Genomic DNA, 17844 nt, shown 5'->3' with positions numbered 1-17844 from the left:
ACGCCGCCATGCTGAACCTTGCCGAATACCGCCAGCGCCCGGCCTTGCTAGCCGACTGGCTTCCGTGGGCCGGGCTGATCGCGCCGGGCGTCGTCTTGAACAAGGACGGCAGTTTCCAGCGCACGGCGCGCTTTCGCGGGCCTGATCTGGACAGTGCCACGCAAGGCGAACTGATCGCCACATCAGCGCGGCTCAACAACGCGCTGCGCCGGCTAGGTTCGGGCTGGGCGCTGTTCATTGAGGCCGAGCGCCGACCGGCGGCGGACTACCCGCACTCCGACTTTCCCGAACCGCTGTCCTGGCTCGTGGACGAGGAACGCCGCGCCGCGTTTGAGGAATCGGGCCATCACTTCGAGAGTGCCTATCACTTGACGGTGGCTTTCCTGCCGCCGGAGGAATCCCGCGCCCGCGCCGCGAAGCTGCTCTACGAGAACTCACCCGGCGATGGCGTGGATTGGGGTGGCCGCCTCGATGCCTTCGTGGCGGAAACCGATCGCGTGTTCGACCTGCTCGACGGCGTGATGCCGGAAATCGCCTGGCTCGATGACGCCGAGACGCTGACCTACCTGCACGCCACGGTGTCCACGCGGCGCTACCGCGTGGGCGTCCCCGAAGTGCCGTTCCATATCGACGCACTGCTGGCCGACTCCGCGCTGGTCGGCGGCCTGGCGCCGACGCTGGGTGACCAGCACCTGCGCGTGGTGTCGGTGCGCGGCTTTCCGACTTCGACCTGGCCGGGCCTGCTGGACGATCTCAACCGCCTGGGCTTCGCCTACCGCTGGAGCACGCGCTTTCTCTGCCTGGACAAAGCCGAGGCGGAAAAGGAACTCGGCCGCCTGCGCCGCCAGTGGTTCGCCAAGCGCAAGAACGTGGTGGCGCTGCTGCGCGAAACCATCTTCCAGCAGGAAAGCCCGCTGGTCGATACCGACGCGAGCAACAAGGCGGCCGACGCGGATGCCGCGATGCAGGAGCTGGGTGGCGATCAGGTCGCCTTCGGTCACTTCACTGCCACGGTGACGGTGCTCGATGCCGATCCAGCCGCGGCCGACGAAAAACTGCGCATGGTGGAGCGCGTCATCCAGGGCCGGGGTTTCGTGACCATCCCCGAAACTCTCAACGCCGTGGATGCGTGGCTGTCGTCCATCCCCGGCAATGCCTACGCGAATGTCCGCCAGCCCATCGTCTCGACGCTGAACCTGGCGCACATGATGCCGCTGTCGGCGGTGTGGGCCGGGCCGGAGAAGAACGACCACCTCGACAGCCCGCCGCTGATCGTCACCCGCACCGATGGCGCGACGCCGTTCCGGCTGGTGACGCATATCGGCGACGTGGGGCATACCCTGGTCGCCGGCCCGACCGGCATGGGCAAGTCGGTCTTGCTCGCCATCCTGGCGATGCAGTTCCGCCGCTACTTCGGCTCGCGGATCTTCGCCTTCGACATGGGCCGCTCGATGCGCGCCACCATCCTGGGCCTGGGCGGCGAGCACTACGACCTGGGTGCCGATGGCGGCATTGCCTTCCAGCCACTCGCGCGTATCGACCGGGAAAGCTATCGCTCCTGGGCGGGGGAATGGGTGGAAGGCCGCCTGCTGCATGAGGGCGTGACGGTCGGCCCGGACGAGAAGGCGGTCATCTGGTCGGCGCTGGGCAGCTTGGCCGGGGCGCCCGTTGAGCAGCGCACGTTGACCGGGTTCTCGGTGCTGCTGCAATCGAACGCGCTACGGCAGGCACTCGCGCCCTATGTGCTCGGTGGCGCGCACGGCAAGCTGCTGGACGCGGACACCGATCGTCTCGGCTTCGGTGACGTGCAGGGCTTCGAGATGGAAGAACTGATGCACAGCCCCGCCGCCGTGCAGGCGGTGCTGCGCTACCTGTTCGCCCGCTTCGATGAGCGTTTCGACGGTGCGCCGACGCTGCTGATTCTGGATGAGGCGTGGCTGTTCCTCGATGAGCCGTCTTTCGCCGCGCGCATTCGCCAATGGTTGAAGACGCTACGCAAGAAAAACGTGTCCGTGATCTTCGCCACGCAGAGTCTGGCGGACATCAAGGATTCGAGCATTGCGCCCGCAATCATCGAGAGCTGCCCGAGTCGGATTTTCTTACCCAACCCGCAGGCGACCGAACCGCAGATTCGCACGATCTACGAGGGCTTCGGCCTCAACAGCCGGCAAATCGAGATCGTCGCCACCGCCCAGCCCAAGCGCGACTACTACTACCAATCGCGTCTCGGCAATCGCCTGTTCGACCTCGACCTGGGGCCGGCCGCGCTCGCCTTCGCGGGCGCATCCACACCGCAAGACCAACGCGACATTGACCGCGTGCTGACGCAGGCCGGCGCTCCCGGCTTCGCCGGTGCGTGGCTGCGCCATCGCGGCCTCGACTGGGCCGCCGACCTGCTGCCGTCCTCGCCTGCGGCGGCTTCTTTCCTCGCTTCTCAACCGCTGGAGGTTTCGCCATGAAGACCCGTGCTCTTTCCGTATCCCTGACTGCCGTGCTGTCGGTGACGCTGCTGACCGCGCAGCCCGCATCAGCGCTCACGTTCATCGACCCCGCCAACCTTGTGCAGAACACGCTGACGGCAATTCGCACGATGGAGCAGATCAACAACCAGATCAATCAACTGCAAAACGAGGCGCAGATGTTGATAAACCAGGCCCGCAATCTGACGAGCCTCGATTTCAACATCGTCAACCGCCTGCGCTCCACGCTCGCCACCACCGAACGCCTGATCGCCGAGGCACAGGGACTGGCCTACGACGTGCAGAGCATGGATGCCACGTTTGCCCGTCTGTACCCGGAGCAGTACGCCGCGACCATCAGCGGCGACCGCATGGCGCAGGACGCCCGCGAACGCTGGAAGAACACGCTCGATGGCTTGCATACCGCGATGCGGATGCAGGCGCAGGTGTCGCAGAACCTGGCCCAAGACGAAAGCGCGCTGGCCGACCTCGTGAGCCAGAGCCAGTCGGCCACCGGTGCCTTGCAGGCGCAGCAGGCGACCAACCAGCTTCTTGCCTTGCAGGCCAAGCAGTCCATCCAGTCCCAGCAGCTCCAGATCACGCAAGACCGCTCGGCCTCGCTGGAACTGGCGCGGCAGGCGGCGGCCACCGAGCGCGCCCGCGAAGTGCGCCGCCGCTTCCTCGGCAGCGGCACGCCGTACACGCCGCAGTCCGTCAATTTCTACAACAACTGACGGAGGCGGCCATGCGATGCGCTTCCGTCCTGCTGGCCGTACTGCTGACCGCTTGCGGCCAGCAGTCGGCCGAGAGCCTGGCCGACGCCTTGACCGCCGATCCCGTGCGGCTCAAGGCGTTGCGGGCGCAGTGCGCAGCCGACCAGCAGGCCGTGGGCGAAGACGACTGCCGCGCCGCCGCCGAAGCCTTTCGGCGGCGCTTCTTCTCCGGCCAGGCCGGGCCGGATGAATACCGGACGCTGGCCGAGCTGCCACCGATTCCGGCGAGTTTCGATGAACCCATTGGAGGGGACGCGCCATGAACGACGTGACCATCATCGACCGCTTCCTCGATACGTTTTCGCGCTACATCGACTCCGGGTTTGGCTTGCTGCAAGGCGAAGTGGCGTTCCTGACGGCCACGCTGATCGTCATCGACATGACCATCGCCGGCCTTTATTGGGCCATGAGCCACGCCACCGGCCAGGGCGAGGACGTGATCGCCAAGCTGCTGCGCAAGGTGCTCTACGTCGGTGCCTTCGCCTACATCATCGGCAACTTCAACTGGCTGGCCGGCATCGTCTTCCGCTCGTTCGCCGGGCTGGGCCTGACGGCCACCGGCTCGGCCATGACGATGGAGAACTTCCTGCAACCGGGGCGGCTGGCCAAGACCGGCATCGACGCCGGCGCGCCGATCCTCGACCAGATCGGCGACATGGCGGGCTTCCCCGAAGTCTTCGTGAACATCGACCCCATCGTGGTGATGTTTCTCGCCTGGCTCACCGTCATCCTGTGTTTCTTCGTGCTGGCGATCCAGCTTTTCATCACGCTGATCGAGTTCAAGCTGACCACGCTGGCGGGCTTCGTGCTGGTGCCGTTCGCGCTCTGGAACAAAACCTCGTTTCTCGCCGAAAAGGTGCTCGGCAACGTGGTGTCGTCGGGCATCAAGGTCTTGGTGCTGGCCGTCATCGTCGGCATTGGCTCGGGCCTGTTCGCCGAGTTCCAGACCGTGCCGGATGAACCGTCCATCGACCATGCCCTGGTGGTGATGCTGGCCTCGCTTGCGCTGCTGGCGCTGGGCATCTTCGGGCCGGGCATCGCCACCGGCCTCGTGTCCGGTGCGCCGCAGCTTGGCGCGGGCGCGATGGCCGGTGCCGCTGTCGGTGCTGTTGGCACGGGCGTGGCCATTGGTGCCGCCGCGACTGGCGTGGGCGGTGCGGTCATGGCCGGGGCGCGGATGGCGCCGGCCGCCGCCAAGCTGGCTGGCAGCGGAGCGCGTGCCGCCGCCTCGGCGGCCGGTAGCGCACGCTCGGCGTTCCAGGCCGGTTCCGCCGCTGCGGGCGGAGGGGCCAAGGGCGCGATGGCCGGCTTGGGCAATGTCGCCAAGACCGGCGCGCAGTCTGCCGGGCGCAGCGCCGCATCCGGGGCGTCCGGCGCAGCGCAGAAGATGGCCAGCTCTTTCCGCGCTGGATGGAACGGCACAGAGGCAGGTGGCGGCGCTGCGCCCGGTGCGGCTGGCTCCGGCCAGGCGGCCGCAGGCGAAGCCGCCGACGGCGCCGCCAGCTCGCAGAAGCAAGAGCAGCCCGCATGGGCCAAGCGGATGCACCGCCGCCAGCAGATCACCCATGCCGCGACCACTGCCGCACACACGTTGCGCGGTGGCGATGGCGGCGGCTCCGGGCAAGGCCCGAGCCTGCGCGGCTCCGACGACTGAAGCGATTCACAAGGAGAACTGACCATGCGATTCAAACGACCGCAGGTGCGCTATGCCGATACGCCGCAGCCTGCCACTCCGTATCAAGCCGCCGCCCAGGTGTGGGACGAGCGTATCGGCTCGGCCCGCGTGCAGGCGAAGAACTGGCGGCTGATGGCCTTCGGCTGCCTGGTGCTCGCCTTGCTGATGGCCGGTGGCCTGGTGTGGCGTTCGGCGCAGTCCATCGTGACCCCCTACGTCATCGAAGTCGATCAATCCGGCCAGGTGCGTACCGTGGGCGAGGCCGCCACGCCGTACCGGCCCGCCGATGCGCAGATTGCGCATCACCTTGCGCGCTTTGTGACGCTGGTGCGCTCGCTGTCCATCGACCCCATCGTGGTGCGGCAGAACTGGCTCGATGCCTACGACTACACCACCGACAAGGGCGCGGCGGTGCTCAACGACTACGCGAGCAAGAACGATCCGTTCGCCCGCGTCGGCCGCGAGTCGGTGACGGTGCAGATCACCAGCGTCACGCGTGCCAGCGATGCCTCGTTCAACGTCCGCTGGACGGAACAGCGGTTCGTCAACGGCGCACCCGCTGGCACCGAACGCTGGAACGCCGTGCTTTCGACCGTCCTGCAAACCCCGCGCACGGAGCAACGCCTGCGCAAGAACCCGCTGGGGATCTACGTCAACGGCCTGTCGTGGAGCCGCGAACTGGATTCTTCCGAAGGAGCCAAGCCATGAACCTGCCTTTCCGCTTTTACGCTTTCGTGCTGATGTTCGCGGCCCTGTCGGGTTGCGCCTCGCAGGGCAAGCCGCCACCGACCATCTCGCTCGATGAGCCGGTGCGGGCGCAGCCCCTGCCCGAACCGCCCAAGCCGGTGGAAGTCGTCGCCATGCCCGAGCCGCTGGCGCTGCCGGCGCAATTGAAGCCGCTACCGGACGTGGACGAGGCAGCGCCCGTGCCAGAGCCGGCCGACGAGAAAGTGCGCGTCTCGCGCGCCAATGCCGAGGCACGCATCGCGCCGACCCGCGAGGGCTACGTCAATGCGATCCAAGTGTGGCCGTACAGCGACGGCGCGTTGTATCAAGTCTATGCCGCGCCGGGGCGCGTCACCGTGGTTTCGCTCCAGCCCGGCGAGGAGCTTGTCACCGTCGCTGCCGGCGACACGGTGCGCTGGATCGTGGGCGACACGTCCAGCGGCAGCGGTGAGGCGCTGCGCGTCAATGTGCTGGTCAAGCCCACTCGCTCGGGCTTGAAAACCAATCTGGTCATCACCACCAGCCGGCGGACGTACCTGCTGGAACTGACCTCGACGGAAAAGGCATGGATGGCGTCGGTTTCCTGGGACTACCCCAAAGACCGGATGCTGGCCTTGCAGCGCCAGTCGCAGGCCGCACAGACAGCCGCGCCGGTCGATACCGGCTTGGCGTTGGAGAAGATCCGCTTCCGCTACGCGATCAGCGGCAGCAATCCGCCGTGGAAGCCGCAACGGGCCTTCGATGATGGCGAGAAGGTCTATATCCAGTTCCCGCCGGGTATCGCCCAAGGCGAACTGCCGCCGCTGTTCGTCATCGGCGCGCAGGGTGACGGCCAGCTCGTCAACTATCGTTTCCGTTCGCCGTACTACATCGTGGATCGCCTCTTTGGTGCGGCCGAACTGCGCCTGGGTGGCGATGGCGGCGACGTGGTGCGAATCGAGCGCACCGATGGCGTTGCGCGGAGGAACTGACCATGAGCCAGGACGACACTCCCGACCTCGCCGCGCCGCAGGCTGCGGGCAAGATCGCGCCCGAGGCGATGGCGCTGCGCGCCCAGCCGCGCCCGGTCACGCGCCTGAACCGGCGCACGCTGGCCATCCTCGCCGGCGGCCTGTCAGTCGCCGTGCTCGGCGCGCTGATGTGGTCGCTGCAACCGCAGCGGCGTGGTGCTGGTGAGCAGACCGAGCTTTACAACGTCGATCGCGTCTCCAAGTCCGAAGGGCTGGATGCGCTGCCGGCGGACTACTCCAAGCTGCCGCCGGCCTTGCCGCCCACGGTGCCCGAACTGGGGCCGCCGCTGCCGGGCGATCTTGGCCCGGCCATCGTCAAGTCGCAGCAGCCAGTGACGGCCGCCTATGCGGCCCCTGGAAACGACCCGAACGATGCGCTGCGCAAGGAAGCCGAAGCGGCCGCGGGTTCATCGGTGTTCTTCCGCTCTGGCACGCAGAAGGCCGCGCCGGTGGCGCAGTCGCAGGCTACCGCCGCGCCGGGCTTCGCCGCCAATGCGGCGTTCGACCCGATGGCGGCCGGGCCGGCCTCGACGGCGGCGCAGCCTGCCGACCCGACGGCGGTACAGAACCGGCAAGACCAGAAAGAGGCATTCCAGAAAGCCGGAACCACGGAAACCCGTAATTCCGGCAACCTGACCCTGCCGGCTTCGCCGTATCAGGTGATGGCCGGGGCGGTCATCGCCGGGGCGCTGGTGACGGGCATCAAGTCGGATTTGCCGGGCGATGTGATCGCCACGGTGACGGAGCCGGTCTATGACACGGCCACCGGGCGCTTTCTGCTGATCCCGCAGGGTTCGCGCATCCTGGGCCGCTACAACAGCCAGGTCAGCTACGGACAAAGCCGCGTGCAGGTGGTGTGGAACCGGATCATCCTGCCGGACACGTCTTCGCTGACACTGGACAACCTAGTCGGCACCGACCCGGCGGGCTATGCCGGACTGGAAGACGACGTGGACTACCACTGGGGCCGTATCTTCGCCGGCGCGGCGTTGACCACGCTGCTGGGCGTCGGCGCCGAGTTGGCCGCGCCCGAGAACCGCCAGGATGGCGACCGCATCATCATCGCCGGGCGCGACAGCGCGCAGGACAGCATCAATCAGGTCGGCCAGGAGATGACTCGGCGCAACATGAACATCCAGCCGACGCTGACCGAGCGGCCGGGCCTGCCGGTTCGCATCATCGCCAACCGCGACTTGGTGCTGCGGCCCTACCAGCCGTTGTTCTTCAACAAGGGGACTTCACGATGACGACGCGCAAGCTGCGGCTCGGGCCGCTACCGAAAACGGAATCCACGAAGCTGACCTTTGCCTGCCCGGCCAGCCTGAAAGCCGACCTCGACCACTACGCCGCGCTGCACGCGCAGGCGTATGGCGAGGCGGTCGATGCCGTGACGCTGATCCCGCACATGCTGGAGGCGTTCATGGCTGGGGATCGGGGATTCAGGAAGGGAGGCGCGGCCAAGGCCGCGCCTCCGAAGCCAAGCTGATGATGCCGCTTCCCCTTGTCGGCCATCCCTCGAACGCGCAGCCCAAGGCTGCGCGTTCGTCGTTATGGAGAGCTGCGGCCGATTGGACTATGATGAAAAACGAGTCCGTCATCTGCTGGCAATCACCCCCCGATGCAGCACGCTCCGGCTTTCTACCGCGACGCTCTCATGTGGCTCCTAGCCCACAACGCCGCAGCCCCGCAAAGCGGCCCAGAGTAGAGCTAACCCCGCGTCCCATATAGACTTCCAGCCATCCGGTCGGTTTCACTAAGCGCTTGACACCGGCCCTTTTTTGTGGCTCAGTTTTGCGCGGTGGGCGCAGCCAGACGGCTGTACTGGTCCTGGCTGATCCAACCAATGAACGAGCGGCCTTCGGCGTTGACGAACTCGACCTGGGCCCAGCCGTCCTTGTACGCCAGCACACCGACCACGTCACGCTTGACGATATACGGGCGCTTAGCGACCTTGGCACCCGGGGTTTTCTGCAAGTAAGCCTTGTCGGCGGACACCGTGACCAGGCCGATCCAGTTTTTGCTGGCGGTCTGGCTCAGGTCCAGGCCGGTGGCGATTTCCGGCATCAACACGTTCAGGCAACCGGGGTGCTGGCGGCCTTGTTCTACGGTCAGGGTCACGCCATCGCCAGACGCTGCGATGCTGCCGGGATAAGCTTCCTGGCCCCAAGTGGTCAGCGCGCCCGGTTTACCCTGCAGGTAAAACGTGCAGCCGCGGGTGACGCCCTCGCCCATTTCTTCGGCGTAGTAGCCTTCGACCTGCTGCTGCGGCGTGACCGCCAGCATCAGGCCTTCATACTTGCCCGAATGCAAAGCGCTGCTGGCGGCCAATGCCGGCACTGCAAAGCACAACGACAACACACCCATCGTCAGAAAACGCGTCATCCTATTTTTTCCCTTCAAGTTTTTCGTAGGCTTTCTTCATCAGGACGTCGTAGTTGCCGTAGTCCTCACCGTTGTAATTACGCGCCATGCCGGTGAAATCCTTGGCCTTCATGGCTTTCATCAACGCTGGGCTCTTGCTGCAGAAACCCAGGAAGGCTTTGAGCTGGTTGCCAGCATTCACTTTCAAGGCGGCCGCGAATTCAAACACGGTCTTGTAACCGCACGATTCGAAGTTGAAGCCCATGATCTGGAACATGCCCCAGGACGCCGACATCAAGGCCGCTTCCTGATCCAAGGCAAACGCAGTAGCCATGGTTTCCCAGGCTTTGATCTGGTCCTTGTTGTTGGTCTGCCACTGCGGCCCGGCCTTTTTCACGTAGGGGTAAGACAGCAGCGGGTGGGCCTGGTCGTAGATGCGCTTGGTGTACTTGCGAAACAGGTGCCCTTCGAAAGCGATCACCGGCAACTTGGCCGGCCCGAACCCCGAACGCCCGCCGGATTCCACGGTGGCGAAGGCCTTGATGATATTGACCGAAATGCCGTTGCCCAACTGGGTGGCGGCGTTCTGGAAATCAGTGTCGGAGAGGGTCATGCCACCGTCGCAGGTGGGCTGCAACATCAGTTGCCGGTTGCGGCGCTCCGCTTCGATCATCGCGCGCATGCGGTCCAAGTACACATTCACCGTAGCCTGCACTGCATCGCCGTGGTTATTGCCGAAGGCATTCAGGAAGGTTGGAATGCGCAGCGTCGGAGAGGCCTTGACCGGCACCTTGACGGCCTCTTCGATCAGACTGTTGAACGTACGACCGGTGGGGTCGATCACGCCGTCGGGATGGGCGTACTTGAGGTGGCGAAACTGATACTGGCTGATGCACTGCACCAACTGGCCGTCGCACTTGCCGTTTTCCGGCAGGGGAAAGCCCATTTTGGGAATGATCAGATTGAATAAATACTGGATGCACTGCACATCGGCGGGCAAGTTGCGGGCTTTACCGGGAGCGCCCACCGAAGCACTGATCAGACGGGGCAACCCTTGCAGGCTTTTCATCAGAGACATCCTTGTTAGTTAAAGAAGTGATATCACTTCAATATCAATGCGGTACTGTTGTCATATTCTGAAACATGCGGCTGGCGGAAACTAGCAAGGCAGTTTTAGGTTGTCCAGAGGGGCGCTCAAAAGTTGTGAGACAACCGAACTAAATCCCTTAATAACCATGAATTTCACGGGTCTTCTGATACTTGTGGTAATCGATCCACTCGACCACATCGTAAGGCAAATAGAGCTGGCGCCTGGCCCGTGAAATCGCGATGTACACCTCGCACAATCGTTGATCGAAGGCATACGCATCCTTGAACTTCACGTTGCTCAGCAATTCCGGGGTGAGCAACACGCAGTCGAACTCCATGCCGCCGGCCTCTTGCGCCAGCATCAGCCGGCAGCGTTTGTCGGGCTCGCCGGCCAGGCGGTTCAGGCGGGTGACATCGGCCACATTGAAGCCTTTTTCCAGCTCATGCTCGACCCACAGGAACGCTTCGTCGAACTGCCCGGCCTCACGCACCTGCTGCCAGTCGGCCAGGTCGCTGAAATAGGCGTGGGGGCCTTTGTCGGTGTGCTCGGTGCTGTAGAACTGCGGTTTGAACAACGCAATGGCGCTGATCATAAAACGCTCCAAATCGCGCTGCGCCGCGCTGTCGAACAAGGTGAACGGGCAATTGGCCTGCTGTAACTGGATCGCCCACTTCATCGTGTCCCAATGGGACGCGGTCAACACTACGCAGCCTTCCGGCGGCACGAAGCCCTGGGGGTAATGTTCGATGCCGACATCGGCGTCCCGCGCGCCTTCGAACGGAACCTTGCTCTTCTGCGAATGTACGCTGATCAAGGGGTTGACCAGGCGCTCGACGTTGCGGCCGGAACGCACCGAATAGCTGATATCGGTGTGCCGGACTTCACGCTTGCGCCGCACCATCACGCCGGTGGCCAACTGATATTCGTCGCCCAGGGTGATCAGCACCTGACGGCCGCGCTCGATGATCTGCAGCAACGAGGCCGGGATGTCCTGGCTTTCATCGATCAGCACATGGGTAAACCGCGGCGGCACTTCGCAGCCTTCCAGGCTGGCGCGCTTGATCAACCACAATGTGGCGAACTCGGTCTGGACGACCCACTGCGGGTTGCGCTCCAGGTACGTCCACACGCGGCTTGAGTATTCCAGCAAGACCTGGGCATCCAGGCTGGACAAGGCGTGCTTGAAGTGAGGAAAGTGCCGGGCCGAGAGGCTGTGATGGCTGGAGTCGCAGTAGTTCTCAAGCACCTTGAGGCACACATTCAACGTCGCCTGACCATCGTGGCCGCGCCAACCCAGGATATCCAGGGCTTGGGCCACCGCCTGCTTACTGGGCAACCTGGCCGATGATTTGTCTGCGGTTGGCCGCCCGTTCTGTAACAGCGCTTTGGCAAACGCGGCGAAGGTCGAACCGGCCTTGCTGTCCCGCGTCAGCCCCATGCGCTCGCGCAACGTGGCCAATTTGGCTCCGGTGCGTGCCAGGATCAGGGTTTTTTCCGGGCGCAGACATTCCAGCAACGCGCCCAGCAAGTGGCTCTTGCCGATACCGGCATAGCCTTGCACGTGCAGGTCTTCATTGAGATTGGCGCGAAAGGTGCGCACCAGCTTGTCCTGCGCCGGGCTGAGCCAACGCTCGCGGTGCCGGGGAGTGATCATCTGCTGGCTGAAGGGATCGTTGCTGCGCCGCTGGCGGACTTTGTAGGTCACATCCCACTGGCCGTCGGGCAGCAGATAATCACGCGCCGCGACCTCTTCGGCCAGTAACAGGCGCAGGTTGAGGTTTTTGAGCGCATTGATGCCGAAGTACAGCTTGCGCGGATCGAACAACCGCCGCGCTTCGGACAGCAACGCCGCCGTGCCGGACGTCGGCGTGTTCAGCGCCCAACCGATCAACTTGCCCAGCACACGCTCGGCGGCGGCACCGTTGAGGTCGGCTGGCGCGGCCTGCGCCAGATTCTGAATGACCAGCACCGCCGCCAGCTCCGGGTCTGTCATGGTGTCCAGGTGCGTGGCACCGTCGGCACCGAGCAAGGCGCTGCAGGTGTCGTCGGTAACCGGCAGGAAAACGGGGCTGGATAAATCGAAGTGTTCCGGTTGCATACATCCTCGCGGCCAGGGGCCGAATGAGGTCAGTCAAATGGATTCAGCGGCTAAGCCTGTCAGGCATCCTGACCGACGCCCACCTCGAATTGATAGCCACCCAGAGAACCCGCCATGCCACCGGGGTAACGCCGTGGCCCGGTGGAGGCCGGGGCGCTGGCCAGTTCAATCTGCCGTTGCAGTTCATGAACGGCCATATCGAGCAAACGCCGCAGGTCTTCGGCGCTGTGGGCGGACACGTCCAAGTGCAATTGGTAGGTAGCGGTGACCGGTGGAGGCTGATCGACGCTCGGCCCAGGGCTCGGCTCGGCAGTACGGACAAACTGCGCACCGCTCATAATCTCGGCGTGCTCCTCGTCCATAAGGTCCAACACCTTCGACAACGCCAGGGTCTGCTCCGGGTGTGCCTGGATACGGTCCTTGATCTCCAAGCGCCGCATCTGCCATTCCCGCAGTTTTTCTCGTGTGAGGTCGTCAACTTTTTCCACTTGCGCTGCCTCCGGTTGCCAGGCAGTGAAGTATGCCACCGATAAACTGCCGAGCTGGCGTGAGTTTTTGGCCGTCGCGACAATGCCACCATGGACTGCTCAAGGGCAGATGGTTCGCAAACAGTTTTTTTGGATATTGGGATGAACAACTAAAGAAGAGCGCTATGGAGGCAACCCCACCAGCCACACCCCGGCACACAATGTTCCCGCTGTGGCTGCTCCCTTCCGGGCCTGACCAGGTTAACGGGTAATCGTTGCGGGGGGACCGATGGGGTCACCATAACGACGCTGGCCTCTCGGCAAGCCGCGCCATTGTACCGATCTCATCGGAAGTTACAACCGTTGGTGACGGATTAAAAATATGAAGAGGTTCAAGCACTTGCCATGGCCCTCAGCATGCCCTTCCCACATGGGTTGATCATTGTGCTTGCAGCACCTCGTCCGCACGGCCGCCCTCTTCCTGGATCACCAGATGGATAAAGTGCAGTTTGGCGATCACCGCCGGTGGCAGTACGAAGGGGTAGAAATCCGGTTGGCCCATGCTGCGCGACAGTTCGTTGAGCATGCCGGCCAGTTCGATCCACGCATTGACGAACGCCAGAAACGCCGGACCGCCGGGGTGCGCGGGATCGTAGAGGGTGGCAAGGGGGAATGGTTGGTAATCCAGGTCCATCTCCCGCGCGCTCATGCCGAAGCCTAGGGCGGTATCCACGGCGTCCATCATGTGCAGGTAATGCGCCCAGGTTTCCGCCCAGTCTTCCCAGGGGTGCATGGTGGCGTAAGCGCTGACGCAGGCTTCCTGCCAGTCCGGTCGCGGGCCGTGCTGATAATGCCGGTCGAGGGCCTCGGCGTAACTGGCGCGTTCGTCACCGAACAGTTGGCGAAACGGTTCGATCCAGTGGCTGCCGGCGATCAGGCGATCCCAATAGTAGTGGCCGACTTCATGGCGAAAATGGCCGAGCAAGGTGCGGTAAGGCTCGTGCATCTGCACGCGGACTTTTTCGCGGTGAGCGTCGTCGGCTTCCTTGATGTCGAGGGTGATCAGGCCGTTGGCATGCCCGGTGGTGGGCGCGTTGCCCTCCAGGTCGACACCGATAAAGTCGAAGGCCAGGCCGGTCTCTTCGTCGACGCTCTTGGGCACCACCTGCAGGCCCAGGCTGATCAATTGCGCCACCAGGCGGCGCTTGGCGGTTTCCACTTTGCGCCAGCGTTCGTGGTTGTCCACGATGGACAGGTCGGGAATGGTGCGATTGAGGCTGCAAGCCACACACAGCGGCGCGGTGCTGTGAGCCGGGATCAGCCAGTTGCAGGCCGCCGGGGTGTCGAGGTTGGCGCAACGGCGGAAGGCCCCGGCGTCGAGATTGCCGTCCTGCAGCCACGTTCCGGCAACGGGTCCGGGCCGAAGGGACGCCAAGCGGCTCTGCTGCGGCTGGTACCCCAACAGCGCCGAGCAAGCCAGGCACTGACTATTGCGAAAGAACAGCGGCTGGCCGCAGCGGCATTGCCAGACTTTGCTGTTACGCGAAGTGTCGGCCATGAACGGTGCGGCGATGCGCGAACTGAGTTGCTCGAAATAGCGGAACATGGCGATCTCTCCCTAGGTGACCCAGACTAGATCATTCAGGGCTCAGGATCGTTCCACTTCGCTGCTGTAGGGTTGCAGCGCCGCCCGACGCGCGGCAAGCCAGCGCCCGGCACACGCCATCAGACGGTCACGTTATGCTGGGCAAGAAAGGCAACAAACGCCTCTTCATCCAGCACCTTCAGGCCCAGCTCGGTGGCCTTGGCCAGCTTTGAACCAGCCCCAGGGCCCGCCACCACACAGTGGGTCTTGGCCGAGACGGAACCGGCGACCTTGGCGCCCAGGCTTTCCAGTTTGTCCTTGGCCACATCGCGGCTCATCAGCTCCAACGAACCGGTCAGTACCCAGGTGTGGCCGGCTTCCGGCAAGCCTTCGACGACCTTCTTCGCGCTGTGCCAGTGCATGCCGAAATCCTTGAGCTGCTGCTCGATGGCCTGGGCACGGCGGGCGTTCTGCGGATTATCGAAGAAGTCGCGCACGGCCTTGGCCTGCTTTTCAGGCAGTGCCTGGCGCATGTCCAGCCAGTCGGCCTGGATTACGCCGTCAAGGCTGCCGAACTTGTCCGCCAGTTTCTGCGCGGCGCCAGGGCCGACGCTGGGGATATTGAGCTTGTCGAGCAGCCCGCCCAACGTCGCGCTGGCGGCAAATTCCGCGCTCAGGTCGCCCTGATCCTGCAATTGCAGGCCGCATTCGTCCGGAGAAAGCAACGCACCGATCACCTGCTGGTTATGGCTGTCCTCAAAGAAACTGTGGATCTCGTGCGCCACTTCCAGACCCACGTCCGGCAAGTACGTCAGTACCTCCGGCAACGCCTGCTGCACGCGCGCAAGGGACGCCAGCGAGCGCGCCAACACCTTGGCGGTCTCCTCACCCACATCGGGAATGCCCAGGGCGTAGATAAAGCGTGCGAGGGTCGGCGATTTGCTGTTTTCGATGGCGGTGATCAGCTTTTTGCTGGAGATATCGGCAAAGCCTTCCAGGTCGATGATCTGCTCGTACGTGAGCTTGTACAGGTCGGCCGGTGACGCGATGAGATGTTCATCCACCAATTGCTCGATGGTTTTGTCGCCCAAGCCGTCGATGTCCATGGCGCGGCGGGACACAAAGTGGATGATCGCTTGCTTGAGCTGCGCGCCACAGGCCAGGCGCCCGACGCAACGGTACACCGCGCCTTCGCTGACGGTTTCCTTGCCCTTGCTGCGCTTGACCAGTTGCGTGCGTTCCACATGGGAACCGCACACCGGGCAGCTTTCAGGGATCTGCACCGCACGCGCATGTTCCGGGCGGCGATCGGTGACCACTGAGACCACCTGAGGGATCACATCACCGGCACGGCGGATGATCACGGTGTCGCCGATCATCAGGCCCAGGCGCGCCACTTCGTCCATGTTGTGCAAGGTGGCGTTGGACACGGTCACACCCGCGACCTTGACCGGTTTCAGGCGGGCCACCGGCGTCACGGCGCCGGTACGGCCGACTTGGAATTCCACGTCGAGCAGTTCGGTGAGTTCTTCCATGGCCGGAAACTTGTGGGCGATGGCCCAGCGCGGCTCACGGGCGCGAAAGCCCAGTTCGCGCTGGGAGGCAAGGCTGTTGACCTTGAACACCACACCGTCGATTTCATACGGCAGGCTGTTACGTCGCTCGCCGATGTCACGGTAGTAATCGAGGCACTCCTGAATCCCCTTGGCCAGCTTCAGATCGTGACTGATCGGCAGCCCCCACTTCTGCAACTGCTTGAGGTTGCCGATATGGGTGTCGCTGATATCCGCCGTGACCTGACCGATCCCGTAGCAACAGAACTCCAGCGGGCGGCTGGCGGTGATTTTCGAATCCAACTGGCGCAGGCTACCGGCAGCGGCATTGCGCGGGTTGGCAAAGGTCTTGCCGCCCACTTCCAGTTGCGAAGCGTTAAGCCGCTCGAAACCGGCCTTGGACATAAACACCTCGCCGCGCACTTCCAGGGTCGCCGGCCAGCCGCTGCCATGCAGCTTCAGGGGGATATTGCGCACGGTGCGCACGTTGACGCTGATGTCTTCGCCGGTGGTGCCGTCGCCCCGGGTGGCACCGCGCACCAGCTCGCCGTCTTGATACAACAGGCTGACCGCCAGGCCATCGAGTTTCGGCTCGCAGCTGTACTCCACCGCCGCGCCACCGCCAAACAGATCGCCCACCGGCAGATCGAGACCTTCAGTAACGCGACGATCGAACTCAAGCATGCTGGCTTCATCGAAGGCGTTGCCCAGGCTGAGCATCGGAATCTCATGCTTGACCTGAGTGAACGCCGACAGCGCAGCCCCGCCGACGCGCTGCGTCGGTGAATCCCGCGTGACCAGCTCCGGGTGCTCGTCTTCAAGTGCCTTGAGCTCGTGGAACAGCCGGTCGTATTCGGCGTCCGGGATGCTCGGCTCGTCGAGGACGTAATACCGGTAGTTGTGCTGATCCAGTTCAGCGCGCAGTTCGAGGATGCGGGTATGGGCGGCGGTCATGGGTGTTCTCTCATAAAGCAAAAGAGCAGCCGAAGCTGCTCAAATGGTGGTGCGCTTATTCTATCGACAACGCTTGAGGCCAATCCTCAGCGTTTCTGTGTCAGGGCGCGACGCTCGAACTCGACGATGCGCTGACGGTAGTGTTCGATGGTCTGGGCGGTCAGGACGCTGCGTTGGTCGTCCTTCAGCTCGCCGTTGAGTTCCTGGGACAGCTTGCGTGCTGCGGCCACCATCACATCGAACGCTTGTTTCGGGTGGCGCGGGCCTGGCAGACCGAGGAAGAAGCTCACCGCAGGCGTGCTGAACAAGTCGATATCGTCCAGATCGAAAGTACCTGGCTTGACGGCATTGGCCATGGAGAACAGCACTTCGCCGTTGCCCGCCATGCTTTCGTGGCGGTGGAAGATATCCATCTCGCCGAAGCGCAGGCCGCTTTCGAGGATGTTCTGCAACAGCGCCGGGCCTTTGAAACCGGCGGCGTCGCGGCAGATCACGCTGATCACCAGCACTTCTTCGGCGGCCGGCTGATCGTTGACCGATTGGCGCGGCGCGTTCTTGGCGGCGTTCTCATCGGGGAAATCGTCGTCACGGCTGCTGAAACTCGGGCCTTCATCCACGTCAAGGTTAAGGTCACCCTGATGGGGTTCGGCAACCGCTACGCCACTGCGTTTACCGCGTTTGGACGATGGCTCGCGGGCTTCACGCGCCGGCGCGCTCATCGACGGCAGGTCGTGCTCGTCCAGTTGCGGCTCTTTATGGGTGTCCAGCACACGGGGCGGCCCCAGCAGCTCGGCGCTGCCGTCGTCGTCGGGCAGGTTGGACAGGTTACGGTCCAGACGGAATTTGAGCTTGCCCTTGCCACCGCGCATGCGGCGCCAGCCATCAAAAAGAATACCGGCAATGACAATAATGCCGATGACGATCAGCCACTCGCGCAGACCGATTTCCATGTAATCCCGTGCCTCTAATAAAAAATGCTGAAAAATAAGGGGTTTAGCATCGTGCAAACCGCTTTAAAACGTGGCGCCAACTCTATGTTCTGACTGACGTTTTGCCCACGCACACGAAAAATTGACATTAAACTAGCACGACC

At 63.8% G+C, this 17844-nt stretch carries 15 protein-coding genes and 1 other RNA gene; 8 read left to right on the top strand and 8 right to left on the bottom strand.

The genetic code is table 11. The annotated features are described in order from the left end of the window. Positions 1-8: 8 nt before the first annotated feature. The 8 genes from trbE to YA0848_RS06535 are packed head-to-tail and all read left to right on the top strand — an operon-like array spanning position 9 to position 8129. Entirely contained in the window at positions 9-2459 is a 2451-nt protein-coding gene (trbE, locus tag YA0848_RS06570) for a conjugal transfer protein TrbE (protein WP_198712295.1), read from the top strand. Next, positions 2456-3193, top strand: coding sequence for a P-type conjugative transfer protein TrbJ (gene trbJ, locus YA0848_RS06565; protein WP_198712296.1), 738 nt, complete (start codon positions 2456-2458; stop codon positions 3191-3193). The genes trbE and trbJ overlap by 4 nt, the downstream gene beginning before the upstream one ends. Before the next feature lie 11 nt (positions 3194-3204). Beyond that, positions 3205-3495 carry a hypothetical protein gene (locus YA0848_RS06560; RefSeq protein ID WP_198712297.1) on the top strand — a complete coding sequence of 97 codons (291 nt, stop codon included), beginning with the start codon at positions 3205-3207 and terminating at the stop codon, positions 3493-3495. Beyond that, positions 3492-4886 carry a P-type conjugative transfer protein TrbL gene (gene trbL / locus YA0848_RS06555; protein WP_198712298.1) on the top strand — a complete coding sequence of 465 codons (1395 nt, stop codon included), beginning with the start codon at positions 3492-3494 and terminating at the stop codon, positions 4884-4886. The genes YA0848_RS06560 and trbL overlap by 4 nt, the downstream gene beginning before the upstream one ends. Positions 4887-4910: 24 nt before the next feature. Next, the gene (gene trbF, locus YA0848_RS06550; protein ID WP_053268282.1) at positions 4911-5615 is read left to right on the top strand and encodes a conjugal transfer protein TrbF; all 705 of its coding nucleotides are present in this window, start codon (positions 4911-4913) and stop codon (positions 5613-5615) included. Beyond that, entirely contained in the window at positions 5612-6604 is a 993-nt protein-coding gene (trbG, locus tag YA0848_RS06545) for a P-type conjugative transfer protein TrbG (protein WP_198712299.1), read from the top strand. Before trbF ends, trbG begins: the two co-directional genes overlap by 4 nt. A 2-nt stretch (positions 6605-6606) precedes the next feature. Then, positions 6607-7890 carry a TrbI/VirB10 family protein gene (locus tag YA0848_RS06540; RefSeq protein ID WP_198712300.1) on the top strand — a complete coding sequence of 428 codons (1284 nt, stop codon included), beginning with the start codon at positions 6607-6609 and terminating at the stop codon, positions 7888-7890. Continuing rightward, positions 7887-8129: a DUF2274 domain-containing protein gene (locus YA0848_RS06535; protein WP_198712301.1), complete on the top strand. Its 243-nt coding sequence runs from the start codon at positions 7887-7889 to the stop codon at positions 8127-8129. Before YA0848_RS06540 ends, YA0848_RS06535 begins: the two co-directional genes overlap by 4 nt. A gap of 299 nt (positions 8130-8428) precedes the next feature. On the opposite strand, the gene YA0848_RS06530 is transcribed toward YA0848_RS06535, so the two are convergent. From YA0848_RS06530 to zipA, 8 genes are all read right to left on the bottom strand, one after another. Then, a complete protein-coding gene (locus tag YA0848_RS06530; RefSeq protein WP_034138934.1) occupies positions 8429-9025 on the bottom strand; it encodes a hypothetical protein in 597 nt (198 codons plus the stop codon). A 1-nt stretch (position 9026) separates the two neighbouring features. Continuing rightward, positions 9027-10073 (bottom strand): N-acetylmuramidase family protein, encoded by a 1047-nt coding sequence (locus YA0848_RS06525; protein WP_040269099.1) that lies wholly within the window; start codon positions 10071-10073, stop codon positions 9027-9029. Between the two features lie 157 nt (positions 10074-10230). Continuing rightward, positions 10231-12192, bottom strand: coding sequence for a hypothetical protein (locus YA0848_RS06520; RefSeq protein WP_169902475.1), 1962 nt, complete (start codon positions 12190-12192; stop codon positions 10231-10233). 59 nt (positions 12193-12251) lie between these two features. Further along, entirely contained in the window at positions 12252-12680 is a 429-nt protein-coding gene (locus tag YA0848_RS06515; RefSeq protein ID WP_034099692.1) for a hypothetical protein, read from the bottom strand. A 174-nt stretch (positions 12681-12854) separates the two neighbouring features. Continuing rightward, an RNA gene (gene ffs / locus YA0848_RS06510) (signal recognition particle sRNA small type) lies at positions 12855-12951 on the bottom strand. A gap of 147 nt (positions 12952-13098) precedes the next feature. Then, the gene (locus tag YA0848_RS06505) at positions 13099-14265 is read right to left on the bottom strand and encodes a zinc-binding metallopeptidase family protein (RefSeq protein ID WP_034099693.1); all 1167 of its coding nucleotides are present in this window, start codon (positions 14263-14265) and stop codon (positions 13099-13101) included. Between the two features lie 119 nt (positions 14266-14384). After that, entirely contained in the window at positions 14385-16751 is a 2367-nt protein-coding gene (ligA, locus tag YA0848_RS06500) for an NAD-dependent DNA ligase LigA (RefSeq protein WP_034099694.1), read from the bottom strand. 86 nt (positions 16752-16837) lie between these two features. Further along, positions 16838-17701, bottom strand: a complete 864-nt coding sequence (gene zipA, locus YA0848_RS06495; RefSeq protein ID WP_169868865.1) for a cell division protein ZipA — start codon at positions 17699-17701, stop codon at positions 16838-16840. Between the last annotated feature and the right edge of the window lie 143 nt (positions 17702-17844).

The sequence above is a fragment of the Pseudomonas sp. S4_EA_1b genome (assembly GCF_016307435.1).
Lineage (GTDB): Bacteria > Pseudomonadota > Gammaproteobacteria > Pseudomonadales > Pseudomonadaceae > Aquipseudomonas > Aquipseudomonas rhodesiae.
The sequence above is the reverse complement of the archived record's forward strand: the minus strand, read 5'-3'. Positions and strand labels throughout refer to the sequence as shown.